The organism is Streptomyces sp. NPDC057543, assembly GCF_042801895.1.
Taxonomy (GTDB): domain Bacteria; phylum Actinomycetota; class Actinomycetes; order Streptomycetales; family Streptomycetaceae; genus Streptomyces.
The window spans coordinates 1-24,045 of sequence record NZ_JBHVFF010000070.1; the positions used below are offsets into that span (position 1 = coordinate 1).

22 protein-coding genes are annotated in these 24,045 nt (G+C 70.3%); 20 read left to right on the plus strand and 2 right to left on the minus strand.

Annotated elements, in window-relative coordinates; genetic code table 11:
* Positions 1 to 113: 113 nt before the first annotated feature.
* Positions 114 to 998: an SIS domain-containing protein gene (locus ACFU8Q_RS14705; RefSeq protein ID WP_384452793.1), complete on the minus strand. Its 885-nt coding sequence runs from the start codon at positions 996 to 998 to the stop codon at positions 114 to 116.
* A gap of 186 nt (positions 999 to 1,184) precedes the next feature.
* On the opposite strand from ACFU8Q_RS14705, the gene ACFU8Q_RS14710 reads away from it, so the two are divergent.
* The 19 genes from ACFU8Q_RS14710 (at position 1,185) to ACFU8Q_RS14800 (ending at position 22,460) form a co-directional block, all read left to right on the plus strand.
* Positions 1,185 to 1,985 carry a DeoR/GlpR family DNA-binding transcription regulator gene (locus tag ACFU8Q_RS14710; protein WP_384452796.1) on the plus strand — a complete coding sequence of 267 codons (801 nt, stop codon included), beginning with the start codon at positions 1,185 to 1,187 and terminating at the stop codon, positions 1,983 to 1,985.
* A 263-nt stretch (positions 1,986 to 2,248) separates the two neighbouring features.
* Positions 2,249 to 3,421, plus strand: coding sequence for a Gfo/Idh/MocA family protein (locus tag ACFU8Q_RS14715; protein WP_384452799.1), 1,173 nt, complete (start codon positions 2,249 to 2,251; stop codon positions 3,419 to 3,421).
* Between the two features lie 384 nt (positions 3,422 to 3,805).
* Complete coding sequence (locus tag ACFU8Q_RS14720) at positions 3,806 to 4,825, plus strand: MBL fold metallo-hydrolase (protein WP_384452801.1); 1,020 nt, start codon at positions 3,806 to 3,808, stop codon at positions 4,823 to 4,825.
* A 143-nt stretch (positions 4,826 to 4,968) separates the two neighbouring features.
* Positions 4,969 to 6,366: an ATP-binding protein gene (locus tag ACFU8Q_RS14725; protein ID WP_384452804.1), complete on the plus strand. Its 1,398-nt coding sequence runs from the start codon at positions 4,969 to 4,971 to the stop codon at positions 6,364 to 6,366.
* Positions 6,363 to 6,788 carry a roadblock/LC7 domain-containing protein gene (locus tag ACFU8Q_RS14730; protein WP_384452807.1) on the plus strand — a complete coding sequence of 142 codons (426 nt, stop codon included), beginning with the start codon at positions 6,363 to 6,365 and terminating at the stop codon, positions 6,786 to 6,788. Before ACFU8Q_RS14725 ends, ACFU8Q_RS14730 begins: the two co-directional genes overlap by 4 nt.
* Positions 6,785 to 7,138: a DUF742 domain-containing protein gene (locus ACFU8Q_RS14735; protein WP_384452810.1), complete on the plus strand. Its 354-nt coding sequence runs from the start codon at positions 6,785 to 6,787 to the stop codon at positions 7,136 to 7,138. Before ACFU8Q_RS14730 ends, ACFU8Q_RS14735 begins: the two co-directional genes overlap by 4 nt.
* Positions 7,116 to 7,730, plus strand: coding sequence for an ATP/GTP-binding protein (locus ACFU8Q_RS14740; RefSeq protein WP_384452812.1), 615 nt, complete (start codon positions 7,116 to 7,118; stop codon positions 7,728 to 7,730). The genes ACFU8Q_RS14735 and ACFU8Q_RS14740 overlap by 23 nt, the downstream gene beginning before the upstream one ends.
* Positions 7,727 to 9,001 carry a cytochrome P450 gene (locus tag ACFU8Q_RS14745; RefSeq protein ID WP_384452815.1) on the plus strand — a complete coding sequence of 425 codons (1,275 nt, stop codon included), beginning with the start codon at positions 7,727 to 7,729 and terminating at the stop codon, positions 8,999 to 9,001. The genes ACFU8Q_RS14740 and ACFU8Q_RS14745 overlap by 4 nt, the downstream gene beginning before the upstream one ends.
* A gap of 104 nt (positions 9,002 to 9,105) precedes the next feature.
* The gene (locus tag ACFU8Q_RS14750) at positions 9,106 to 9,504 is read left to right on the plus strand and encodes a cell division protein SepF (protein WP_384452818.1); all 399 of its coding nucleotides are present in this window, start codon (positions 9,106 to 9,108) and stop codon (positions 9,502 to 9,504) included.
* 179 nt (positions 9,505 to 9,683) lie between these two features.
* Positions 9,684 to 11,006 carry an AAA family ATPase gene (locus ACFU8Q_RS14755; RefSeq protein ID WP_384452820.1) on the plus strand — a complete coding sequence of 441 codons (1,323 nt, stop codon included), beginning with the start codon at positions 9,684 to 9,686 and terminating at the stop codon, positions 11,004 to 11,006.
* Entirely contained in the window at positions 11,003 to 11,371 is a 369-nt protein-coding gene (locus tag ACFU8Q_RS14760) for a nucleotide pyrophosphohydrolase (protein ID WP_384452823.1), read from the plus strand. Before ACFU8Q_RS14755 ends, ACFU8Q_RS14760 begins: the two co-directional genes overlap by 4 nt.
* A gap of 124 nt (positions 11,372 to 11,495) precedes the next feature.
* Entirely contained in the window at positions 11,496 to 12,032 is a 537-nt protein-coding gene (locus tag ACFU8Q_RS14765) for a DUF6099 family protein (protein WP_384452826.1), read from the plus strand.
* A gap of 133 nt (positions 12,033 to 12,165) precedes the next feature.
* Positions 12,166 to 13,089, plus strand: coding sequence for an LLM class F420-dependent oxidoreductase (locus ACFU8Q_RS14770; RefSeq protein ID WP_384452829.1), 924 nt, complete (start codon positions 12,166 to 12,168; stop codon positions 13,087 to 13,089).
* Between the two features lie 70 nt (positions 13,090 to 13,159).
* Positions 13,160 to 14,131, plus strand: a complete 972-nt coding sequence (gene mmuM / locus ACFU8Q_RS14775; RefSeq protein WP_384452832.1) for a homocysteine S-methyltransferase — start codon at positions 13,160 to 13,162, stop codon at positions 14,129 to 14,131.
* A gap of 79 nt (positions 14,132 to 14,210) precedes the next feature.
* A complete protein-coding gene (locus ACFU8Q_RS14780; protein WP_384452835.1) occupies positions 14,211 to 15,710 on the plus strand; it encodes a 3' terminal RNA ribose 2'-O-methyltransferase Hen1 in 1,500 nt (499 codons plus the stop codon).
* Positions 15,707 to 18,298 (plus strand): polynucleotide kinase-phosphatase, encoded by a 2,592-nt coding sequence (locus ACFU8Q_RS14785; protein WP_384452838.1) that lies wholly within the window; start codon positions 15,707 to 15,709, stop codon positions 18,296 to 18,298. Before ACFU8Q_RS14780 ends, ACFU8Q_RS14785 begins: the two co-directional genes overlap by 4 nt.
* 171 nt (positions 18,299 to 18,469) lie before the next feature.
* Positions 18,470 to 19,702, plus strand: coding sequence for an arginine deiminase (locus tag ACFU8Q_RS14790; protein ID WP_384452841.1), 1,233 nt, complete (start codon positions 18,470 to 18,472; stop codon positions 19,700 to 19,702).
* A gap of 100 nt (positions 19,703 to 19,802) precedes the next feature.
* A complete protein-coding gene (gene argF, locus ACFU8Q_RS14795) occupies positions 19,803 to 20,810 on the plus strand; it encodes an ornithine carbamoyltransferase (RefSeq protein WP_384452843.1) in 1,008 nt (335 codons plus the stop codon).
* A gap of 210 nt (positions 20,811 to 21,020) precedes the next feature.
* The gene (locus tag ACFU8Q_RS14800) at positions 21,021 to 22,460 is read left to right on the plus strand and encodes an amino acid permease (RefSeq protein WP_384452846.1); all 1,440 of its coding nucleotides are present in this window, start codon (positions 21,021 to 21,023) and stop codon (positions 22,458 to 22,460) included.
* Here ACFU8Q_RS14800 and ACFU8Q_RS14805 read toward each other — a convergent pair whose 3' ends face one another.
* A complete protein-coding gene (locus ACFU8Q_RS14805) occupies positions 22,461 to 22,925 on the minus strand; it encodes an ATP-binding protein (protein ID WP_384452849.1) in 465 nt (154 codons plus the stop codon).
* A gap of 261 nt (positions 22,926 to 23,186) precedes the next feature.
* Here ACFU8Q_RS14805 and ACFU8Q_RS14810 point away from each other — a divergent pair, with 261 nt between their 5' ends.
* Entirely contained in the window at positions 23,187 to 24,014 is an 828-nt protein-coding gene (locus ACFU8Q_RS14810; protein WP_384452852.1) for an enoyl-CoA hydratase family protein, read from the plus strand.
* Positions 24,015 to 24,045: the final 31 nt, after the last annotated feature.

The following is a 24,045-nucleotide window of genomic DNA, read 5'->3' on the forward strand; positions in this document are numbered from 1 at the left end:
GCCGCCCGGCCGGGCCATGCCCGGCCCCGACGCCAGGGCCCGGCGCACCCCCGCACAGGAAGTGGAAGTGCGCGGAGGCGGGAGCCCGGCCCTCGACCGGAAGTCGCGGCCCGTCAGGCGTCCGCGAGGACCACCGAGCGGGTCAGGTGGCGCGGGCTGTCCGGGTCCAGACCGCGGGCGGCGGCGCGGGCGATCGCCAGCCGCTGGACGCGGACCAGCTCGGCCAGCGGGTCCAGGTCGCTCTCCACCCAACGGGCACCGGTCGAGAGCACCTGCTCCGCAAGCCCCTCGGGGGCGGTGCCGAACATCCAGGTCGCGGTGCCGGTGGTGGCGATGCTGATGGGGCCGTGACGGTACTCCATCGCCGGGTACGCCTCCGTCCAGGACAACGACGCCTCCTTCATCTTCAGCGCTGCCTCGTTGGCGAGCCCGGCCGTCCAGCCGCGGCCGAGGAAGGTGAACTGGGTGCAGTCCAGCAAGCCTTCGGGCAGTGGCTCGGCCAGCGCGGTCTCGGCATCGCGGACCACGTCGTCGGTGTGCAGGCCGAGGTGTGCGCGGAGCAGGGTGAGCAGGGTGGTCGCGAACCGGGTCTGCACGACGGACTGCTCGTCGGCGAAGTCGAGTACGACGACCTCGTCGGCGGACGTCATGACCGGGGTCTTGGGGTCCGCGGTGATGGCCACGGTGCGGGTGACACCGCGCAGCCGGTCGAGCAGCGCCAGCACCTCGGTCGTGGTCCCCGAACGGGTGAGGGCGACGACCCGGTCGTAGCCGCGGCCGAAGGGGAACTCCGAAGCGGCGAAGGCATCGGACTCACCCTGTCCGGACTCCTCGCGGAGCGCGGCGTACGCCTGGGCCATGTAGAACGAGGTGCCGCAGCCGACGACCGCGATGCGCTCACCGGCGGCGGGCAGAGCGGAGGCCTGGGTCTGGGCCAGCTCGGCGGCGCGGCGCCAGCACTCCGGCTGACTGGCCGTCTCGATCTCGACAAATGACACTTTTGCACTCCGTACTCGTAGTGGGATGCTCGTTTGTGCACGATATACACGACGCGCGAGCATTATCAAGCATTTTGCATGCAGGATGCTTGACTGGGCGGAGCCTTGTGCCACGCTTGCGCGTGTCCGGTGACCGTACCCAAGGGGATGGGTGCCCGAAGCCCGGGCTCATGAAGGAGAGTTCTCTTGTCCAGGGATGCCCGGTGGAACGCACTGCTGGAGCTTGTCGGTAAGAACGGCCGGGTGGAGGTCGAGGACGCCGCCGCCAAGCTGGACGTCTCGGCCGCGACCATCCGCCGTGACCTGGACCAGCTCGCCGAGCAGCAGCTGCTCACGCGTACCCGCGGTGGCGCGGTCGCGCACGGTGTCAGTTACGAGCTGGCCCTTCGTTACAAGACCGGCCGCCACGCCCCCGAGAAGCAGGCCATCGGCCGCGCCGTCTCCGAGCTGGTGGCGGTGGGTGAAGTGGTGGGGCTGACCGGCGGTACGACGCTGACCGAGGTGGCCCGTTCGCTGGCGGTGCGCTCGGATGTCGTCGGTGACACCGCGGCGGGGATGGGCGGTCAGCCGACCCTGACCGTCGTCACCAATGCCCTCAACATCGCCAACGAGTTGGTGATCCGGCCGCAGATCAAGATCGTGGTCACCGGTGGGGTGGCCAGGCCGCAGTCGTACGAGCTGACGGGGCCGCTTGCCAGTGGGGTGCTGGGCGAAATTACGCTGGACGTCGCCGTGCTGGGCGTCAACGCGATCGACACCGAACGCGGTGCGTACGTCCATCACGAGGGCGAGGCCAGCATCAACCGGCTACTCGCCCAGCAGGCGCAACGGGTGGTCGTGGCGGCCGACTCCTCGAAGATCGGCAAGCGGGCCTTCGCCAGGGTCTGCGATCTCGGGCAGGTCGACTTCCTGGTCACCGACAAGGGCATCACGCCCGAGGCGACCGCCCGCTTCACGGAGGCCGGCGTCACCGTCATCGCCGTCTGAACCGCTCGCAAGGAACGGCGGGTTGCCACCGATCGATGCGACACCCGCCGTTTCCGTGGGTACGTGGGTGACGGGCGTGTGGGCACGTCGGCGAAGCCGGCCGCGAGCTGTTCGCTGTCACCAAAGCGCTAGTGTTGTGCCAATAAATGTTTGTTACCTCGGCAAAATGAACAACTCTTGCCATCCGGGTGCGCCTTCGTGAACTATGTGCCTGCCGCCGCAAAGGAGCGTCCGCACCACCAGTACAGACAGAAGGGACCACCGTGTCAGACCTGCGACTCGGCGTCATCGGGCTCGGCCTGCGCCGTTCCATCGCGATGTCCGCCCACCACCCCGGACAGGGTTCGGCGATCACCGCCGTCTGTGACCTCGACCCCGAGGTGCGGCAGCGTGAGGCCGAGCGTTTCGGCACCGATGTCGCGGTCGAGGACTACAAGCTGCTCCTCGACCGGGACGACCTCGACGCGGTCATCGTCGCCACCCCGGACGACACCCACGAGACGATCGCCATCGACGCGCTCCGGGCCGGCAAGGCCGTCTTCGTCGAGAAGCCGCTCGGTATCACCGTAGAGAGCTGTGACAACGTCCTGCGTGCCGCGTACGAGACCGGGACCCGGCTGTACGTCGGACACAACATGCGGCACATGGGCGTCGTGCGGCTGATGCGCGACATCATCGCCCGCGGCGACATCGGCGAGCCCAAGGCCGTGTGGGTGCGGCACTTCGTGGGCTACGGCGGTGACTACTACTTCAAGGACTGGCACGCCGACCGGACCCGTACCACCGGTCTGCTGCTCCAGAAGGCCGCCCACGACATCGACGTCCTGCACTGGCTGGCCGGCGGCTACACCCGGCGGGTCAACGCGCTCGGTGACCTCCTCGTCTACGGCGACCTCCCGCGCCGCGAGCCGGACACCCCGCGCCCGGCGAACTGGCTGCGCGAGTTCGACTGGCCGCCGACGGCCCGCAAGGACCTGCACCACATCGTGGACGTCGAGGACGTCTCGGTGATGAACATGCAGCTCGACAACGGCGTCGTGGCCGCCTACCAGCAGTGTCACTTCACCCCGGACTACTGGCGGAACTACACCGTCATCGGCACCGAGGGCCGTCTGGAGAACTTCGGTGACGGCCCCGGCGACGAGGTCAAGGTCTGGAACACCGGCCCGAGCGGATACCGCGGCGACGCCGACATCACCTACCGGGTGCCGGATGCCGGAGGTTCGCACGGTGGCGGCGACACCCGGATCATGGAGGAGTTCTGCCGGTTCGTGCGCGACGGGGGTGTCACCGACACCTCGCCGGTCGCCGCGCGGATGAGCGTCGCCGCCGGTGTACTCGCCACCCGTTCGCTCCGTGAGGGTGGCGCACCGTACGACGTACCGGCCCTCGATCCGGAACTCATCGCGTACTTCGAACGCGGTCAGGTCCGCTAGGAAGCCGACGCGACCGGTACGACCGGCACGAAACGTTTCCGCGACGTCTCGTAGACCGCGCGACGACCTCCCGGTGACCGTGCGTCCGGCACCGTCACCGTCACCGGGAGGTCTCGGTGCAGCTGTTTTCAGTCATGCTCGGTGGGTAATCGGCTCATTCCGGTTTGGTGTCCGCTCGATGGTTGTCCGCCGCGAGGGGTGACGGAACCGGGCGAATTGAAGGAATTTGTCCGGAAGGTGCCGTGCGGGGATACGGGGCGCCGGTCTCGTAGGGTCACCGGGTCGGCGCCGTCGAGAAGCATGACCGACGATTTTGCGCCAATGGAGCGTCGCGGTGGCCGAGTTTGAACGCATGGCCGGAACACGGTCGGCATAATCGCGTCCATGTCGATCACGGGTGGGGACGTCGTTGACCTGGGGCGGGGCCTGTACGCATGGCTCCCGCCGAAGCGGGGCTGGGGGCTGGCCAACTGCGGACTCCTCGTCTCGCCCCGCGGCGCGCTCTGGATCGACACCCCGTACGACACCGTGCTGGCCGGCCAGTTCCTGGCCGAGTCCACGAAGCGGCTGCCCAATGGCATCTCCATCGACCGGGTGATCGTCACCCATGCGAACGGGGACCATTTCTGGGGTGCGGGCGTGCTCCCGGACGCGGAGATCATCGCGACCCGCGAGGCCCGGGAACACATCCATTACGAGCCCACGCCGAAACAGCAGCACGCGCTCGTCGCCACCGGCGATCCGGCCACCCCGCTCGGGGCCTACCTCGGACGTCACTTCGGCCCCTTCGACTGGTCCCACACCGAGCCGGTGCAGCCGACCACGTACTTCACCGGGGAGCTCGAACTGACCCTGGGGGAGTACCCGGTCCAGATCTCGGCCCTGCCGTCCGCGCACACCACCGGCGACCTGATCGTCCATCTGCCCGCGCAGCGTGCGGTGTTCAGCGGAGACGTCATCTTCTCCTCCACCCCTGCTCAGCCCGGCGATCACCCGGTGCACTGGGCGGGTCCCCTCAGCAATGTGATCGCGGCCTGCGAACGGGTGCTGGCCACCGGCGCCGAGACCGTCGTCCCCGGACACGGACCGGTCCTCGACCGGGCCGGGGTGCGCGATCACATCGTGTACCTGGAATACGTGCGTGAGCGCGCCCACGCCTTCCACGCCGCCGGGGTTCCGGCCATCGAGGCGGCCCGCCGGGTCATCGGCGAGGGGCGCTATCCGGAACTCGGCCTTCCTGAGCGGCTGGTGGTGACCATCGGCAGCGAGTACCGGCAGCTCGACGGCTCGGAACTGCCCGGAGTGCTCCAGGTGATGACCGACGTCGCCGTGGTCGCCCGGGAACTGGAGCAGTCCCGTGAGCCCGCGGGCCCCGCGGGCCCCGCAGGCCCCACGGAGAAGTAGGCGGAGCAGTCCCGTGAGCCGACGGTCCCTGCGGAGAAGTAGCTGGAGTCCCGTGCGCCCCGGGGTCCTGCGGAGTAGTAACCGGGGCTTTCGCCGCCGCTTCGGCCGGAAGACCGATCCGACAACAGAAACGCGGTGACGGCATGGGATGGATCGTGGCGGTGATCGCCGTCGCCACTGCCGTGGCAGCGGCGGTCCGCGCGCAGAACGCGGCCCGCTCGGAGCACCTGGCCCTGGCCCGCGCCGAGCTGGCCGAACGGCAGTCGAAGGCTGCCCAGGCCCGTACCGCCGCCCTCACCGGCGAGATCCGGCAGCTGGCCCGCAGGCGGATACCCGCCACCGCGCTCGCCCTCTCCCACCCCACCGCCCGGGTCCCCGGACTGCGGGAGGCGACCGAGGTCGACGGCGAGGCCGCCCGGCTGCTCACCGAGGCCGTACAGGCCGCCCGCACGGCGGTCGTCGAGGAGCGCGGGCGTGTCGACGCCGCTGCCCGCGCGGCGATGCGCGGCACCTCCGCCAAGATCCAGTCCCTGCTCAACCAGTCCCAGCAGTTGCTGCACGAGCTCCAGCACGAGTACGACGACCCACGGATCCTGCAACTGGACTTCCGCAACGAACTGGCACTGCGCCGCACCCAGTCCACCGCCGTGCTCTGCGACGCCTGGCCGGGGCTCGCCCGCCAGAACTCGCCGCTCGTCGAGATCGTGCTCGGCGCCCAGTCCCGGGTCGCCGGCTACGAACGGATCAAGGTCGCCAACCATTTGCGCGACGAACGGCTCGCGCTCGTCGCCCGCGCCGCCGAACCCCTCGCCATCGCGCTCGCCGAACTGCTGACCAACGCCACCGCCTACTCGCACCCCGACACCGATGTCCAGGTGACAGTCCAGCAGAGCGGCGGCCGTGGCGCGTTCCTGGTCGTCGACGACGCGGGCATCGGCATGGACGACGACGCGCTCGACCGGGCCCGCGCCCTGCTGGCGGGTCCGTCCGAGGTGCTCCTGACCGAGCTGGGCGACCCGCCGCAGACCGGCTTCGCCGTCGTCGGCCGGCTCGTCGTGCAGTACGGCTTCGACTGCCACATCGAGGCTTCGCCGTTCGGCGGAATGCGTACGATCCTGCGCGTTCCCGCCCACCTCCTGACCGTGCTGGCGGAGGACCGCAGCCTGTCGGCCCTCGCCCCGAAACCGGTGCAGGCACACGCCTCTTCGCCTGCTTCCGCCCCCGCCGCCCCGGAGCAGGCCCCCGCGCCAAAACCAATGGGCGGGTACTCCGCCGAGTTGCCCAGCCGGCGTCGACGCTCGCCCCGGCCGGACGCGGCTCGGTCCGCGTCCGCCGCCCGGGACCGCGAAGCCGCCACCCGGGACCGCGAAAAGGTGTCCCGTACACCCGAACAGGCCGAGGCTTCCTGGGCAGCACTCCAACAGGGCACTCTCAACGGCAGGAGCGTCGCCGGACGGTCAACCGCACCGGCACCGGACGGCCACGAGGACGACCACGAACACCGCAGCGACCGGAACGACCGAGGAGACGACGAGACGTGAGCGCCCCCACCCCCACCACCGGTGACCTCGCATGGGTGCTGACCCCGCTGCTGGAGCTGCCCGGAGTCCAGCACGCCGTGGTCGCCACCGGCGACGGCCTCGTCGAGGGTGCCTCGCCCGGCCTGGACCGGGCATCCGGCGAGCGGGTCGCCGCGATGACCGCCACGCTGCACGCCGCGGCCCGCGCGTTCACCACCGCGTTCACCGACGTCGACACCCCGAGCCTGGCGCAGACGGTCGTCGAGTCGGACCAGGGCTTCGCCATCGTCGTACCCGCCGGGAACAACACCACGCTCGCCCTGTTCGCGGAACCAGGCGCCAAACTCGGCGACATCGCGTACCAGATGCAGGTGCAGGTCACCGCCCTGACCCGGGCGATGAACGCACCCGCCCGCCAACCGGATGCCACCGCCCGGCCATGACCCCCGGCCCCGGACGCCGTCTGATCCCCGCCTATCTGGTCACCGGCGGCCGGACCCGGCCCGCCGGTCCCGCACTCGACCGGCTCGCCGTGCTCGTACGCACCGACACGGACCTGCCCCCGGACACCGGCTCGGAACAGCGCAGGCTGTGCGAGTTGCTGGAACCGGGGGCGCTCACCGTCGTCGAGTGCGCGGCCCACCTGGACCTGCCGGTCATCGCCACGGTCTTCCTGGCCACGGACCTCGCGACCGCCGGACACCTGCACACCCGACCGCCCATCCCCACCGCCGGGGAGATCGACCGGTCGCTCGTCGAGAGGCTGCTCGTTGGACTCCGCTCCCTCCACTGACCGGACCGGCATCGGCTATCTGCCGCCCGCCGCCCGGACCCTGATGAAGCTCGTCGTCACGGGGCCCTTCGGCGTGGGCAAGACCACCCTGATCCGTACGCTGTCGGAGATCGCCACGCTCCACACCGAAGAGGCGATGACCCAGTCCAGCACCCGGTTCGACGACACCGCGGGACTGCCGGACAAGACCACGACCACCGTCGCCATCGACTTCGGCCGGCTCACGGTCCTCGACGACCTGGTGCTCTACATGTTCGGCACCCCGGGCCAGCAGCGGTTCCTGCCGCTCTGGGAGGACATCGCACGCGGTGCGCTGGGCGCGCTCGTCCTGGTCGACACCCGCAGGCTCGCCGACTCCTTCGCGGTCATGGACATGGTCGAGGAGCAGGGCCTGCCGTACGCCGTCGCCGTCAACCGCTTCCCCGACGCCCCCGCCCACACCGACGAGGTCCTGCGCAAACACCTCGACCTCGCCCCCGAGACCCCGCTGGTGCAGTGCGACGCCCGGGAACGCCGCGGCAGCATCGACGCGCTGATCGCGCTGGCCGAGCACGTGCTGACCCGAATGCCCCGGCCCGAGGACCCCTCATGACACCGCCCGTACAACCGCCGCAGCCCCTCGCGCTGTACGGCCCGGACTTCGCCGCCGACCCGCAGAGCCATTATCGGAGCCTGCGCGAACACGGCCCCCTCGCCCCCGTCCGGCTCGCCCCGGGCATCGACGCCCTCCTGGTCACCGACTACCAGGCCGCCGTCGATCTGCTGCGCGACACCCATACCTTCACGAAGGACCCGCGCGCCTGGCAGGCCACCGTGCCCGACGACTCGCCGGTCCTGCCCATGCTCGGCTACCGGCCCACCGCGCTCTTCAGCGACGGCGACGTGCACGCCCGCTACCGCGACGCCATCAACGACAGCCTCGCCCTGATCGAGCCGCACATCCTGCGGGCCGAGGTCGCCCGCGTCGCCCAGCGGCTCATCGGGGAATTCGCCGCCACCGGCAGCGGCGATCTGATCGCGCAGTACGCCCGACGGCTCCCGGTGCACGTCTTCGTCACCTGGTTCGGCGTCCCGCCGGGCGACAGCGAACGCATCGTCAACGGCATCGCCGGCATGTTCAACTCCGCCGAGGACGCCGCCACCGCGTACGCCGACCTCGTCGAGGTCGTCACCGAGCTGGTCGCCGACCGGCGTGCCCGGCCGCGGCGCGACCTCGCCTCGTACCTCCTCGCCCATCCTGCCGATCTCGACAATGACGAGACTGTGCGTCAGATCACTCTGATAATGAGCGCGGGGCACGATCCGACGACCAATTTGATCGGCAACGCGCTGCTGCACATGCTCACCGACGCGCGCTACGCCGGCTCGCTGCACGGCGGCGCGATGACGGCACACGAGGCGATCGACGAGGTCCTTTGGCAGGACCCGCCGCTGGCCAATCTCTCGGCCCACTACCCTCGCCACGACACGGAGTTCCACGGCGTCCGGCTGCGCGCCGGACAGTTGCTCCTGGTTTCCTACGCCGCGGCTAACACCCAGTCCCCGCCCGGCCTTTCGGACTCCGGAATCCGCTCCGGGGGCAGTGCCCATCTGGCCTGGTCGGCCGGTCCGCACCGGTGCCCGGCGAAACAGCCGGCGCTGCTCATCGCGATGACCGCGATCGAGCAGCTGACCAGCCAGCTGTGCGACGCGGAACTGGACATTCCGATCAGCGGACTGAAATGGCGACAGGGTCCCTTCCACCGCGCCCTGGTCCGGCTTCCGGTACGTTTCACCCCCGTCGACATGGCCGCGGAAACGGACCGGCGCGAAGCCGCCGGGAGCGCGTCGGTAGGGCCGTCGGAGGTGTCGATCAGCCCGTGAACCGTGTCGGTGGTACGCCGAACGGGTGAGGGACGAGAGAATTGCCCGATGAACAGCGAGCGCAGCCGGCGCAACGCCGACCGAAGCACAGACGGGGTGGTCCGGTGAGCAGGTACGACAGGTACGACGTCACGGACGAGCAGTGGGAGGGGCTTGCCCAGGTCGTGCCTCTGCGCAGCCGTAACGAATGGCCGTCCCGGGTGGATCACCGGACGGTCCCCGACGAGAGCGCGGAGGCCGAGCAGCGGCGCCTCGTCGTGCTGCGGGTCCAGGTCTTCGCGGACGCGCGGGAGGTGGCGGAGTACCTGGTCGCGCAGATCCCGGTGCTGCTCGACCTGACGGGTGCGGAGACGGATGTGGCCAAGCGCATCCTGGACTTCACCAGCGGGGTCGTCTTCGGGCTCGGCAGCGGAATGCACCGGGTCGACCGGAACGTCTTTCTGCTGTCCCCGCTCGGCATGGAGGTCGAGGGGGTCGCGGCGGCGGGCGTACCCGGTTCGTAGGAGGGCCGCGGCGCGGGTGGCGGCCGGTGGGTGCTGTGCCGGTGGGCAGTGTGTCGGTGGCCCATCCCGTTCGTGGGAACGCCGTTCGGTCGGGGTTGCCACGGCGGGCGTAGCCCGATCGTAGGAAGGCCGTTGAGGCGGAACGATTCTCCGCCTTAACGCCTGCTTACGGTCCGCCCATGACTGCATTCCCCCCGGAAACCACCATCCCTTCGCCACCCGCCGGTACGCCCGTGCCTGATGGTGTCCATGCGGCTACCTGTGCGGGCGCGACGTCCGTGCCCGATGGTGTCCATGCGGCTACCTGTGCGGGCGCGACGTCCGTGACGGACGGCCCCCGTCGCACAGCCGTTCCGTCGGCCCGCCCGGCAGCCGTGCCGCGCTCCGCCGGCCCTGTCGTCACCGAACTGCGGCTGTCCGCCTTCGCCTCACACCGGGGCGCCACCTTCCCCATCGGTCCCGTCACGCTCTTCGCCGGCCCCGGCGGCAGTGGCAAGTCGAGTGCCCTGCGGGCGTACGAGGCGCTGGCGCGGCTGGGCAGCGGCGACCCGCTCGACGAGGTGTTCCCCGACCCGGCCGGCTGCGTGCCCGAAGGGGCCGCGGCCGATGCGCAGGGCCGCCGGGGATTCCGGATCGGCTGCACGACGGACGGCCCGGCGGGCCCGGTGCGGCTCGACGTCGCCGTCCAGGCGGAGCCCACCCTCCGTATTGTCGGCGAACGGCTCACGGGCGGCGGCGAGACTCTGCTCACCACCGCGTTGCGCGACCCGGGGCGCTCTTCGGTCCAGGCGGCCTGGTACACCGCGGGCGCGGTCCCGGTGACGCGTGCGCCGCTGCCGGACGACCGCCTCGGAACGGCGCTGCTGCCGCTGCGGGTGGCGGGCAGGACCGAGGGGCAGTTACGGGTCCTGGCCGCCGCCGAACAGGTGGTGGTGGCTCTGCGGTCGGTCTTCGCCTGCGAGCCGCAGCCCTCGCGGATGCGCGTCCCGGTGCCGACGGGCGACGGCCGGCTGCGCCGGGGCTGCGACAACCTCGCGGCCGTCCTGGAGCGTACGTACGCACAGTGCGGCCAACGGCATGCCCGGCTGGTCGCGGCCGCTCACGCAGGATGTGCGGGGCGGGTGACGGAACTCGGTGTGGAGCAGTCGACGGACGGGTTGCTGCGCGCGGTGGTCGGGCGCGGCGGGGGACGCGTCACGCCGGTCGGCCGGCTCGGTGACGGTGAGTTGAGGTACCTCGCGTTCGCCCTGGTGCTGCTCACCGGGCCCGGGGTACTGGCGATGGACGCGGCGGGCGAGGTGCCGTCGGCCCTGCAGACGCTGACCGTGCTGGCCGACGGACTCGACCGGGACCTGGACGGACGGCAGTTGCGCGAACTGGTGGATCTGGCGGTGTCGATCGGGGCGGCCGGCCACCTCAGGCTGGTGGGCACGGTCACGGAATCGGGTGCGGTGCGGGCCCGGGAGACGCCCGGCGTGATGGTGGTAGACCTGGAATCGTGACAGAACTTGATGTACAGGCCCTGCAGCAGCGGCTTGCCGCATTCGCGGCCGCACGGGACTGGGGGCAGTACCACACCCCGAAGAACCTGGCGGCGGCACTGAGCGTCGAGGCGTCCGAACTGGTCGAGATCTTCCAGTGGTTGACGCCGGAGCAGTCGGCGCGGGTGATGGAGAGGCCAGAGACGGCGCACCGGGTGGCGGACGAGGTCGCGGATGTCCTCGCGTACCTGCTCCAGTTCTGCGAGGTGTTGGGGATCGACGTGCTGTCGGCGCTGGCGGAGAAGATCGACCGGAATGAGATCCGGTTCCCGGTACCGGAGCCCCCGGACACCTCCGAACCCCGGGATCGTCACTCTTCGGAGTGATCAACTTATGCACAGTCGACTTCGTGTCCACAGATTTCCGAATTCCCCTGGCTTTTCGGTACTGACGCCCTCACTGTGGGTAATGGATGAGTTGAGCGGCTTTTCGTATGGACGGGGGTAACGGATGGAAGCGGAGCGGCTTGTAGGAGTCGGCCGACGTGCGCTGGCGCAGAGCCGGGGCACGCCGGACATCATCGCCGAGGCGTGGCAGGCCCAGGCGCTCGCCCAGGCGATCGGCAGCCGGCTGGCGGCGGACGGACCCAAGGAATTACGGGGCGAGGCCCGCGGGCTCAGCGAGATCGGCGGGAGAAGTAGTGGGGCGCTGGACCACCCGGCGGCGCGGGCCGGAGTGGCGCGGGCCGCGCAGCTCTCCGAGCTCGCCGAACCGCGGGCGACGCTGACGGGGCTGGGCATGCTGCTCGGGGAGGTGGGGATGGCCCTGGTCGGGGTGGCCTGCGAGACCGACGAGCAGGGGCTCTACTGGCAGTGCATGGAGGCGATCGACGCGGCCGACGAGTCCTTGGACCGCGTGCACGGAATGCTCCGGCGCCTCGACGAGCAGGAGCGGGAGCGGCAGCAGGATCTGGAGCGCGGCCGGGAGCGGGACGGCCCGTACGGCGCTGTCCGCGGACCGGCGGGCTCGGCTGCGGGCCAGTCGTGACCGCACGGCACTTCGACGGTGACCAGTGGCGGTGGTGGCGCCGAGGAGAGAGAAGCCGAGGAGAGAGGCAAGGAGGGAGGAGGGCAGGGAGCAGGGGAGCGATGACCGGCGTCCGGAGGTGCAGGATGGATGCATGGATCTTCGAATCTTCACCGAACCCCAGCAAGGGGCCGACTACGACACCCTGCTCACGGTCGCCAAGGCGGCCGAGGACCTCGGCTTCGACGCCTTCTACCGCTCCGACCACTACCTCCGCATGGGGCCGGGCGACGGGCTGCCCGGCCCGACCGACGCCTGGATCACCCTGGCCGGGCTGGCGCGCGAGACCAAGCGGATCCGTCTCGGCACGCTCATGACCGCGGGAACCTTCCGGCTTCCCGGCGTGCTCGCCATCCAGGTCGCGCAGGTCGACCAGATGTCCGGCGGACGCGTCGAGCTCGGCCTCGGCGCGGGCTGGTTCGAGGAGGAGCACAAGGCCTACGGCATTCCGTTTCCCAAGGAGAAGTTCGGCCGGCTGGAGGAGCAGCTGGCCATTGTCACCGGGCTGTGGGCGACCGAGACCGGCAAGACGTTCAGCTTCGACGGCAGGTACTACCAGCTGACGGATTCGCCCGCGCTGCCCAAGCCGGCGCAGGCCAGGATCCCGGTCCTGATCGGGGGGCACGGTGCGACGCGTACACCGCGGCTGGCCGCCCAGTACGCCGACGAGTTCAATATCCCCTTCGCGTCGCTGCAGGACAGCGAGAAGCAGTTCGGCCGGGTCCGGGAGGCGGCAAAGGCGGCCGATCGCGAACCGGACGATCTGGTGTACTCCAACGCCCTGGTGGTCTGCGTCGGCAAGAACGACGCAGAGGTGGCGCGCCGTGCCTCCGTCATCGGCCGCGACGTGGCGGAGCTGAAGGCGAACGGGCTCGCGGGCTCGCCCGCCGAGGTGGTCGACACGATCAGCAAATACGCTGCGATCGGGTCGTCCCGGATCTACCTCCAGGTCCTGGATCTCCACGACCTGGAGCACCTGGAGCTGATCTCCTCCCAGGTCCAGACCCAGCTCACCTGAGCCGGGCGGTTCCGGCTCGGATGAGCCGGAGTCCGGTCCCAGCTCACCGAGCCGGGTCGAGGCCCGGCAGATGAGGGAGTCACCTGTGCAACCCGTCCGGTCAGCCGATGGCCCGCCTGCCCGTGCCCTTGGGCAGGCCCTCTCGGAGGGGGCGTTGCTGCTCGACGGCGGTCTCTCCAACCAGTTGGAGGCACAGGGCTGTGACCTGTCGGACGCTCTGTGGTCGGCCCGGCTGCTGGCCGACGGGCCGGGGCAGATCGAGGCGGCGCACAAGGCCTATGTGCGGGCGGGCGCACAGGTGCTCATCACGGCCAGCTACCAGGCGACGTTCGAGGGGTTCGAGCGACGGGGGATCGGCCGGGCCCGGGCGGCGGAGCTCTTCGCCCGCAGTGTGCGGCTGGCGCGGCGGGCCGCGGGTGGAGTGGAGCGGGAGGTCTGGGTCGCCGGCTCGGTCGGCCCGTACGGGGCGATGCTGGCGGACGGCAGCGAGTACCGGGGCCGCTACGGGCTCTCCGTCCGGGAGCTGGAGCGGTTCCACCGTCCCCGGGTCGAGGCGCTGGCCGCCGCCGGGCCCGACGCGCTGGCGCTGGAGACGGTGCCGGACATCGACGAGGCCGAGGCGTTGCTGCGGGCGGTGGAGGAATGCGGGCTCCCCGTCTGGCTCTCGTACAGCGTGGCGGGGGACCGGACGAGGGCGGGGCAGTCGCTGGAGACGGCCTTTGCCCTCGCTTCGGAAAATGACCGTGTCCTGGCCGTCGGGGTGAACTGCTGTGATCCGGCGGACGCGGACCGGGCGGTGCGGATGGCGGCGGACGTGACCCGCAAACCGGTCGTCGTCTATCCGAACAGCGGCGAGCAGTGGGATGCCGGGGGCCGGGGGTGGGTCGGCGACGCCACGTTCGATCCGGGGAGAGTGCGGGCCTGGCAGGAGGCCGGCGCCCGGCTGGTGGGCGGGTGCTGCCGGGTCGGCCCGGACACCATCGCGGAGCTGGCCGGGCTGCTCGGCGGAACGACCGCGGACGAAGGAGACGAACGGCTCTGAAGGGAAGGCGGGACAACGGTGTCCGGGCACAGGGAAATACGCTGGTGGGGCGCGTGCGAACCGGACCATACTCGGATGTGTGTTCCTGACAATCAGCACGACCGGCCATACGGAACGTCCCGCTACCGACCTCGGCTTTCTGCTGCACAAGCACCCCGAGAAGGCGCAGACGTTCTCCACCTCCCATGGCACCGCGCATGTCTTCTATCCCGAGGCATCCGCCGAGCTCTGCACCGCGGCGCTCCTGCTGGAGGTGGATCCCGTGGCGCTGGTGCGCCGTGGCAAGGGCAAGGGCCGGGGCGGTGCACCCGACGCTGCGCTCGCGCAGTATGTCAACGACCGGCCGTACGCGGCGTCCTCGCTGCTTTCCGTCGCGATGAGCACCGTCTTCAAGTCCGCGCTGAACGGAGTGTGCCGCGCGCTGCCCGAACGGGTGCAAGCCCCGCTTCCACTGCGCATCGAGGTACCCGCACTGCCGGCGCGTGGCGGCGCGGAACTGGTGCGCAAGCTTTTCGGACCGCTCGGCTGGACGAGCGTGGACGCGGTGGCCGTACCTCTGGACGAGCAGTTCCCGGAGTGGGGTGACTCGCGGTACGTCCGGCTGGTGCTGGAGGGCGAGTTGCGCCTGGCGGACGCGTTGCGGCAGCTGTACGTCCTGTTGCCGGTGCTCGACGACGCCAAGCACTACTGGGTCGCGCCGGACGAGGTGGACAAGCTGTTGCGGGCCGGTGCGGGCTGGCTGGCCGCCCACCCCGAGCAGAAGCTGATCACCAGCCGCTATCTGTCCCGGCGTTGGGGACTGACCCGGGAGGCGATGCAGCGGCTCGAACTGGTGCGGCTCGCCGAGTCGGACGACCTCGATGTCGAGAGCATCGACAACGCGGTGGACGAGACGACCGACACCGAGGAGAAGCCGGTGCCGCTCGCTGAGCAGCGGCGTACCGCGATCATCGACGCGCTGCGCGCCGCCGGGGCGAGCAGGGTCCTCGACCTCGGCTGCGGGCAGGGCCAGTTGGTACAGGCGCTGCTCAAGGACGTGGGCTTCACGGAGATCGTCGGCGTCGACGTCTCCATGCGCGCCCTCACCATCGCCTCGCGGCGGCTGAAGCTGGACCGGATGGGGGAGCGGCAGGCCGGACGCGTCAGGCTGCAGCAGGGCTCGCTCACGTACACGGACAAGCGGCTCAAGGGGTATGACGCGGCCGTTCTCAGCGAGGTCATCGAGCACCTCGACCTGCCGAGGCTGCCCGCGCTGGAGTACGCCGTGTTCGGTTCGGCCCGTCCGCGGACCGTGCTCGTGACGACGCCGAACGTCGAGTACAACGTCCGCTGGGAGACCCTCCCGGCCGGGCATGTGCGCCACGGCGACCACCGGTTCGAATGGACCAGGACCGAGTTCCGAGCCTGGGCCGGTGAGGTGGCACAGCGGCACGGATACGAGGTCGGCTTCGTCCCCGTGGGGCCCGACGACCCCGAGGTCGGGCCACCCACACAGATGGCCGTGTTCACGATGACCGCAGCCGATGAGACCGCGAAGCAGAACAGGAACGAGACCGTGAAGGAGGCGAAAGCCGCATGACCAGTACCTCGCGCACCCTGCCGGTGACCGACCTCTCCCTCGTGGTCCTGGTCGGAGCCAGCGGTTCCGGCAAGTCCACCTTCGCCCGTAAGCACTTCGAGCCCACAGAGATCATCTCCTCGGACTTCTGCCGCGGCCTGGTCGCCGACGACGAGAACGACCAGAGCGCCAGCCGTGACGCCTTTGACGTCCTGCACTACATCGCGGGCAAGCGGCTCGCAGCCGGGCGGCTGACCGTCGTGGACGCCACCAACGTCCAGCCCGAGAGCCGCAGGCAACTGGTCCAACTGGCCAGGAGCCACGACGTGCTGCCCATCGCGATCGTCCTCGACCTGCCCGAAGAGATCTGCGTCGCGCGCAACGCGGCCCGCCCCGACCGCGCCGACATGCCGCGCCACGTCATCCAGCGCCACCGCCGCGAACTGCGCCGCTCGTTGCGTGGCCTGGAGCGCGAGGGCTTCCGCAAGGTGCACATCCTGCGCACCGAGGAGGAGGTGGAGCACGCCGAGGTGGTGCTGGAGCGCCGCTACAACGACCTGCGCCACCTCACCGGCCCCTTCGACATCATCGGCGACATCCACGGCTGCCGTTCCGAGCTGGAGACTCTGCTCGGCAAGCTCGGCTACGTCGACGGCACGCACCCCGAGGGGCGCACGGCGGTCTTCGTCGGCGACCTCGTGGACCGCGGCCCCGACAGCCCCGGGGTGCTGCGCCGCGTCATGTCCATGGTGTCGGCGGGCAACGCCCTGTGCGTACCCGGCAACCACGAGAACAAGCTCGGCCGCTACCTCAAGGGCCGCAAGGTCCAGCACACCCATGGACTCGCCGAAACCATCGAGCAGTTGGACCGGGAGGACGAGAAGGACCCGGCCTTCCGCGAGCAGGTGCGGGAGTTCATCGACGGGCTCGTCAGCCACTACGTGCTCGACGGCGGCAAGCTCGTCGTCTGCCACGCCGGACTGCCCGAGAAGTACCACGGGCGCACCTCCGGCCGGGTCCGCTCGCACGCGCTGTACGGGGACACCACCGGCGAGACCGACGAGTTCGGCCTGCCCGTGCGCTACCCGTGGGCGGAGGAGTACCGGGGCCGGGCCGTCGTGGTCTACGGTCACACCCCGGTGCCCAACACCTCCTGGATCAACAACACCATCTGCCTGGACACCGGCGCGGTCTTCGGCGGGAAGATGACCGCGCTGCGCTGGCCGGAGCGCGAGCTCGTCGACGTACCGGCCGAGAAGGTCTGGTACGAGCCGGTCAAGCCTCTGACCACCGAGGCACCCGGGGGCCGGGAGGGCCGGCCGCTGGACCTCGCCGATGTGCAGGGGCGCCGGATCGTGGAGACCCGGCACATGGGGCGCATCTCGGTCCGGGAGGAGAACGCCGCGGCGGCGCTCGAAGTCATGAGCCGGTTCGCCGTCGACCCCCGGCTGCTCGGCTACCTCCCACCGACCATGGCGCCCACCGCCACCTCGCACGAGGAGGGGTATCTGGAGCACCCGGCCGAGGCCTTCGCCCAGTACCGGGCCGACGGTGTCGCGCAGGTCGTGTGCGAGGAGAAGCACATGGGCTCGCGTGCGGTGGCACTGGTCTGCCGGGACGCGAACGCCGCCCGTGAGCGCTTCGGCGTGGGGGACACTCCCCGTGCCTCCGACGCCTCCGACGCCTCCGACGGTGAGGGAGGTCCGACCGGGGCGCTGTACACCCGCACCGGGCGGCCGTTCCTCGACGACGTCGCCCTCACGGAGGTGATCCTCGCCAGGCTGCGCACTGCCATCACCGCCGCCGGACTGTGGGAGGAGTGGGACACCGACTGGGTACTGCTCGACGCCGAGCTGATGCCGTGGTCCCTCAAGGCGGCCGGGCTGCTGCGCACGCAGTACGCCGCGGTCGGCGCCGCATCCGGAGCCGTCCTCCCGGAGGCCAACGCGGCCCTCGCGGCAGCCGCGGCCCGTGGGGTGGACGTGGGCACGCTCGCGGACCGCCAGCGGGGACGGGCCGACGACGCGGCCGCGTTCACGGAGGCGTACCGCCGCTACTGCTGGAGTACCCAGGGCCTGGACGGAGTGCGGCTCGCCCCGTTCCAGATCCTCGCCGTGCAGGGCCGTTCGCTGGCCGCCGTACCGCACGACGAGCAGCTGGCCTGGCTCGACCGGCTGGTCGAGCACGACCCGACGGGACTGCTCCGGGTCACCCGTCGGCTCGTCGTCGACACCGGTGACGAGGCATCGGTGCGCTCCGGCGTCGACTGGTGGCTGGAGATGACCGGCCGCGGCGGCGAAGGCATGGTCGTCAAGCCGCTCGCCGCGCTCGTGCGGGACGACAAGGGCAGGCTGGTCCAGCCAGGCATCAAGGTGCGCGGCCGGGAGTACCTCCGGATCATCTACGGCCCCGAGTACACCCGCCCGGAGAACCTGGAGCGGCTGCGCGGCCGGTTCCTCGGCCACAAGCGGTCGTTGGCGCTCCGGGAGTATGCGCTGGGGCTCGAAGCGCTGGACCGGCTGGCCGACGGGGAGCCGCTGTGGCGGGTGCACGAGGCGGTGTTCGCGGTGCTGGCCCTGGAGTCGGAACCGGTCGACCCGAGGCTGTAGGAGGTGGCGGCGGCGGGTCATCCGTGGGCTCAACCATGAGATCACGGAGAATCCAACGGTGGGATCCACGGAGAGAACGGTGGGATCCACGGAGAGACGGACAGTGGGATCCCGGGAAACCCGCTGGCGATTCACCGGGTGAACGGCGCTCCGCACGGCGAGGATGGAGACATGGGATTCCACGTCGACTCCGAGGCCGGGCGGCTGCGCCGCGTCATCCTGCACCGCCCCGATCTGGAACTGAAGAGGCTCACCCCCAGCAACAAGGACGCGCTCCTGTTCGACGACGTGCTCTGGGTGCGCCGCGCCCGCCAGGAGCACGACGGCTTCGCGGACGTGCTGCGCGACCGCGGGGTGGAGGTGCACCTCTTCGGTGATCTGCTCCGTGAGGCGCTGGACATTCCGGTGGCCAGGCGGCTCGTCCTGGACCGGGTCTTCGAGGAGAAGGAGTACGGCCCGCTCGCCACCGAGCATCTGCGGGCCGCCTTCGAGGAGTTGCCCAGCGCCGACCTGGCCCAGGCGCTGGTCGGCGGGATGACCAAGCGGGAGTTCCTGGACCGGCACAACGAGCCGACTTCCGTCCGCTTCCACGTCATGGACCTGGACGACTTCCTGCTCGGCCCGCTGCCCAACCATCTCTTCACCCGGGACACCTCGGCCTGGATATACGACGGCGTGTCCATCAACGCGATGCGCTGGCCGGCCCGGCAGCGCGAGACCGTCCACTTCGAGGCGATCTACCGCCACCACCCGCTCTTCACCGGCCCCGAGGCGGGCGCCTTCCACCACTGGTCGGAGGGGCAGGACGACTACCCGTCCACCATCGAGGGCGGCGACGTACTGGTCATCGGTCACGGCGCCGTACTCATCGGGATGAGTGAGCGCACCACGCCGCAGGCGGTGGAGATGCTGGCCCGCGGGCTGTTCGACGCCGGTTCGGCGCACACGATCGTGGCGCTCGACATGCCCAAGCGCCGGGCGTTCATGCACCTCGACACCGTCATGACGATGATCGACGGCGACACCTTCACCAAGTACGCGGGGCTGGGCATGCTCCGCTCCTACACCATCGAGCCCGGTGACGGGCCGAGGGACCTGAAGGTCACCGACCATCCGCCCGAGCACATGCACGACGCGATCGCGCACGCCCTGGGCCTGGACTCGATCCGGGTTCTCACGGCCACCCAGGATGTGCACGCCGCGCAGCGCGAGCAGTGGGACGACGGCTGCAATGTGCTGGCCGTCGAGCCGGGCGTCGTCGTCGCGTACGAGCGCAATGCCACCACCAACACCTACCTGCGCAAGGAGGGCATCGAGGTCATAGAGATCCGCGGCAGCGAACTGGGCCGGGGCCGGGGCGGCCCCCGCTGCATGAGCTGCCCGGTGGTGCGCGACCCGGTGTAGTGGTGCGTGACCCGGATGGCACCGTATAGCAATGCATGGTTTCGTATAGACTTCCAGGGTCAGTGCAAGTGCGATCCTCGCCCTACCCAGGAGCAGTCCCATGGCCATAGACCTCGCAGGCCGCCACTTCCTCAAGGAGCTGGACTTCACGGCCGAGGAGTTCCGCGGCCTGATCGACCTCGCGGCGGAGCTCAAGGCCGCCAAGAAGTCCGGAACCGAAGTGCAGCGGCTGCGCGGCAAGAACATCGCGCTCATCTTCGAGAAGACCTCGACCCGCACCCGCTGCGCCTTCGAGGTGGCCGCCGCCGACCAGGGTGCGTCCACGACGTATCTCGACCCCTCCGGCTCGCAGATCGGGCACAAGGAGTCGGTGAAGGACACGGCCCGCGTTCTCGGCCGGATGTTCGACGGCATCGAGTACCGGGGTGACAGCCAGGCGGCCGTGGAGGAGCTGGCCGCCCACGGCGGCGTTCCGGTCTTCAACGGACTCACCGACGACTGGCACCCGACCCAGATGCTCGCCGACGTCCTCACCATGACCGAGCACAGCGCGAAGCCGCTGGAGCGCATCGCCTTCGCCTACCTCGGCGACGCCCGCTTCAACATGGGCAACTCCTACCTCGTCACCGGCGCGCTGCTGGGCATGGACGTGCGGATCGTCGCGCCGAAGTCGTACTGGCCGGCTGCGGAGATCGTCGCCGAGGCCCGCGCACTGGCCGAGGCGAGCGGCGCGACGGTCACTCTCACCGAGGACGTCACCGAGGGAGTCAGGGGTGCGGACTTCGTCGCCACCGATGTCTGGGTCTCCATGGGTGAGCCCAAGGAGGTCTGGGCCGAGCGCATCGAGGCCCTCGCGCCGTACGCCGTGACCATGGACGTCCTGCGCGCCACCGGCAACGCCGACGTGAAGTTCCTGCACTGCCTCCCGGCCTACCACGACCTCGGAACCAAGGTCGGGCGGGAGATCGAGGCCGCCCACGGGCTGACGGAGCTGGAAGTCACCGACGAGGTCTTCGAGTCCGCGCACTCGGTCGTCTTCGACGAGGCCGAGAACCGGATGCACACGATCAAGGCCGTTCTGGTGGCGACGCTGTCAGCCGCGCACTGAACACTGCATGAACATGCACCCAATTGGGTGAACATGCGCGAAGGCGACTACTATGTTGCCTCCTGGTGGGGTTCGAGCTCGCACGCTCGAACCCCATTTTCGTGCCCCCCACGCTCCCGAGCCCCGAGTTCTGAGGCCGGAGCCGGAGCCCCCCACAGGCCCGCGGGGCGCACGTTCCCCACATGCTCCACCAGAGAAGAGAACATCCCCGTGAGTCCGCTGCGCCCACCGAGCCCCACGCGCCCGTCCGGGCCACGCATCAAGAACCCGCACCAGCTGATCGCCGAGTCCGGCGCCGACCTGGAGGGGCACGGCCTCAAGCGCTCCATGGGCCTCTTCCAGCTGGTGTGCTTCGGTGTCGGCGCCGTCGTCGGCACCGGCATCTTCGTCGGCCTCTCCGACAGCGTCGCCGAGGCCGGCCCCGCCGTCGTGCTGTCCTTCGTGCTCGCGGCGATCACCTGCATCTTCACCGCGTTCTCCTTCGCCGAGCTGGGCAGCGCGATCCCGGTCTCCGGCAGCTCGTACTCCTTCGCCTACGCGACGCTCGGCGAGCGCATCGCGTTCCTCGTCGGCTGGTGTCTGCTGCTCGAGTACGGCGTCTCGGTCTCCGCGGTCGCCGTCGGCTGGAGTCAGTACGTCAACGAGCTGCTGAGCAGCCTGTTCGGTCTGCAGCTGCCCGCCGCTCTCTCGGCGGGGCCCGGCGACGGCGGAGTGATCAATCTGCCCGCCGTCCTGGTGATCATGATGGCCGCCACCCTGCTGGCGCGCGGCGTCCGGGAGAGCGCGGGAGCCACCACCGCGATGGCAGTCCTCAAGATCACCATCCTGATCATGTTCTGCGTCATCGCCTTCACGGCATTCGAGCACGGGAATCTCACCCCGTTCGTCGCTCACGGAGCGGGCGGGGTCACCGCCGGTGCGTCACTGGCGTTCTTCTCGTACATCGGCTTCGACGCCATCACCACCGCGGGCGAAGAGGTCAGGAACCCGCGACGGAACATCCCGATCGCGATCATGATCTGCATCGGCCTGGTCACGCTGCTCTACTGCGCCGTCGCGCTCGCCGCCATCGGAGCCCTCGGCCCGGAGGCCGTCGCCCACCGTCCGGCCGCGCTCTCGATCGTCGTCGACCAGGTCACCGACTCGAACATCGGTGGCGGGATCATCGCCTTCGGCGCGGTCGTCGCGATCGCGTCCGTCGTGCTCGCGGTGATGTACGGGCAGACCCGCATCCTGATGTCGATGTCCCGCGACGGCCTGATCCCCCGGGTCTTCGAGCGGGTCTCGCCGCGGACGGCGACGCCGGTCGCCAACACCTGGATCGTGGCGGCCGTCTTCGCGGTCCCGGCGGCCTTCTCCTCGCTCGACGTGGTGGTGAACCTGACGACCATCGGCGCACTGGCCACCATGGTCGCGGTGAACATCGCGGTGATCGTGCTGCGCCGCCGCAACCCTGAGGTGAGGGGCTCGTTCCGGGTGCCGCTCTACCCGCTGAGCCCGGTCCTGGGCATCGGGTTCTGCCTCTACCTGATCTACGGGACCGGCTGGGCGACCTGGGTGCAGTTCGCCGTCTTCCTCCTCATCGGCGCGGCGATCTACGCCTTCTACGGCCGCAGCGGCTCCCGGCTGGCCGCTGCCGACGCGGGGTGATCAGGAGGACGGGGGCGGCGCTGGGTCAGCGGGTAAGTTCTGAGGCGCACGGGACGGCAGGGTGAACCAGACCGCCTTGCCGTGCTCCGTCGTGCGGTGACCGCAGGACGAGCTGAGGGTACGGATCAGCAGCAGCCCCCGGCCGTGCTCCTGCCACGGGTCCGGCTCGCTGCCGGGCCGCGGATGGGAGAGATCACCCGGCGGGACGGGGTCGCGGTCGTGCACCTCCACTTGGCAGCCGGTCGGCAGCAGCTCCACCACCAGCTCGATCGGCTCCGCCCCGCGGGTGTGCTCCACCGCGTTGGTGACCAGCTCGGCAGTGAGGAGCTCGGCGGTGTCCGAATCTGCCGGAGCGCCGATGTCCGCCAGCGCCGTACGGATCAGGGCGCGGGCGACCGGTACGGCCACAGTCGAGTGGGGCAGGGCAATCCGCCAGGAGGCAGGGAGGGGGGCATCGGGGGGCACGGCAGAGTTTCCGTTCCGTAGTCGGTGGACTTTCCGGGCGTCGGTCGGGGACTTTCTGGACGTCAGCACTTCTTCGGTTCAACCTTTACGAAGCGCAACGAGTCCGGACAAGGGTCCGCCGACCGGCATGAAGGGGACGTTCGGCACTGCTTTCTCACACTCCGCGTATCGCGTGCCCGTGACGGGAGTCACGTACGAGTGATAAGTTCGGTTGCAGGTAGTTGCAGGCAGCGGCCCGACGGCTGAAGGGGAGCCCCCTCCATGAGTCCGTTTCTCAGCTCCGCCCCCCGTACGGATGACTGGCGTCATCTACGGCTGACGACGGACGACGGAGTCGCCACCGTCACCCTCGCCCGCCCCGAGAAACTCAACGCGCTCACCTTCGGTGCCTACGCCGACCTGCGCGACCTGCTTGCCGAACTGTCCCGCGAACGCACCGTGCGCGCGTTGGTGCTCGCGGGGGAGGGCCGCGGTTTCTGCTCGGGCGGAGATGTCGACGACATCATCGGCGCGACACTCGCCATGAACACCGCCCAGCTCCTCGATTTCAACCGCATGACCGGGCAGGTGGTGCGGGCCCTTCGTGAAACCCCCTTCCCCGTCATCGCCGCCGTACACGGCGTGGCCGCAGGTGCCGGCGCGGTTCTCGCGCTCGCCGCCGATTTCCGGATCGCGGACCCGTCCGCCCGCTTCGCCTTCCTCTTCACCAAGGTCGGTCTCTCCGGCGGCGACATGGGCGCCGCCTACCTGCTTCCGCGCGTCGTCGGCCTCGGTCACGCCACCCGGCTGCTGATGCTCGGCGAACCCGTTCGCGCGCCCGAAGCGGAACGCATCGGACTGATCAGCGAGCTGACCGAGGAAGGCCAGGCGGATGTGCGCGCCGCGGCGCTCGCCCGCCGCCTTGCCGACGGACCGGCCCTCGCCCTCGCCCAGACCAAGGCACTGCTCACCGCCGAACTCGACATGCCGCTCGCCGCCGCGGTCGAGATGGACGCCGCGACCCAGGCCCTGCTGATGCACGGCGACGACTACGCCGAATTCCACGCCGCCTTCACCGAGAAGCGGCCACCGAAATGGCAAGGCCGGTAGCGCGATGCCGCCCGACACCAGCGCCACCGGC

Bases quoted from the DNA above. Each gene is read 5' to 3' on its own strand.
- mmuM (WP_384452832.1), top strand. From the start codon at position 13,160: ATGAGGGAGTCACCTGTGCAACCCGTCCGGTCAGCCGATGGCCCGCCT.
- ACFU8Q_RS14735 (WP_384452810.1), top strand. From the start codon at position 6,785: ATGACCCCCGGCCCCGGACGCCGTCTGATCCCCGCCTATCTGGTCACC.
- ACFU8Q_RS14755 (WP_384452820.1), top strand. From the start codon at position 9,684: ATGACTGCATTCCCCCCGGAAACCACCATCCCTTCGCCACCCGCCGGT.
- ACFU8Q_RS14810 (WP_384452852.1), top strand. From the start codon at position 23,187: ATGAGTCCGTTTCTCAGCTCCGCCCCCCGTACGGATGACTGGCGTCAT.
- argF (WP_384452843.1), top strand. From the start codon at position 19,803: ATGGCCATAGACCTCGCAGGCCGCCACTTCCTCAAGGAGCTGGACTTC.
- ACFU8Q_RS14745 (WP_384452815.1), top strand. From the start codon at position 7,727: ATGACACCGCCCGTACAACCGCCGCAGCCCCTCGCGCTGTACGGCCCG.
- ACFU8Q_RS14790 (WP_384452841.1), top strand. From the start codon at position 18,470: ATGGGATTCCACGTCGACTCCGAGGCCGGGCGGCTGCGCCGCGTCATC.
- ACFU8Q_RS14765 (WP_384452826.1), top strand. From the start codon at position 11,496: ATGGAAGCGGAGCGGCTTGTAGGAGTCGGCCGACGTGCGCTGGCGCAG.
- ACFU8Q_RS14725 (WP_384452804.1), top strand. From the start codon at position 4,969: ATGGGATGGATCGTGGCGGTGATCGCCGTCGCCACTGCCGTGGCAGCG.
- ACFU8Q_RS14785 (WP_384452838.1), top strand. From the start codon at position 15,707: ATGACCAGTACCTCGCGCACCCTGCCGGTGACCGACCTCTCCCTCGTG.
- ACFU8Q_RS14770 (WP_384452829.1), top strand. From the start codon at position 12,166: ATGGATCTTCGAATCTTCACCGAACCCCAGCAAGGGGCCGACTACGAC.
- ACFU8Q_RS14720 (WP_384452801.1), top strand. From the start codon at position 3,806: ATGTCGATCACGGGTGGGGACGTCGTTGACCTGGGGCGGGGCCTGTAC.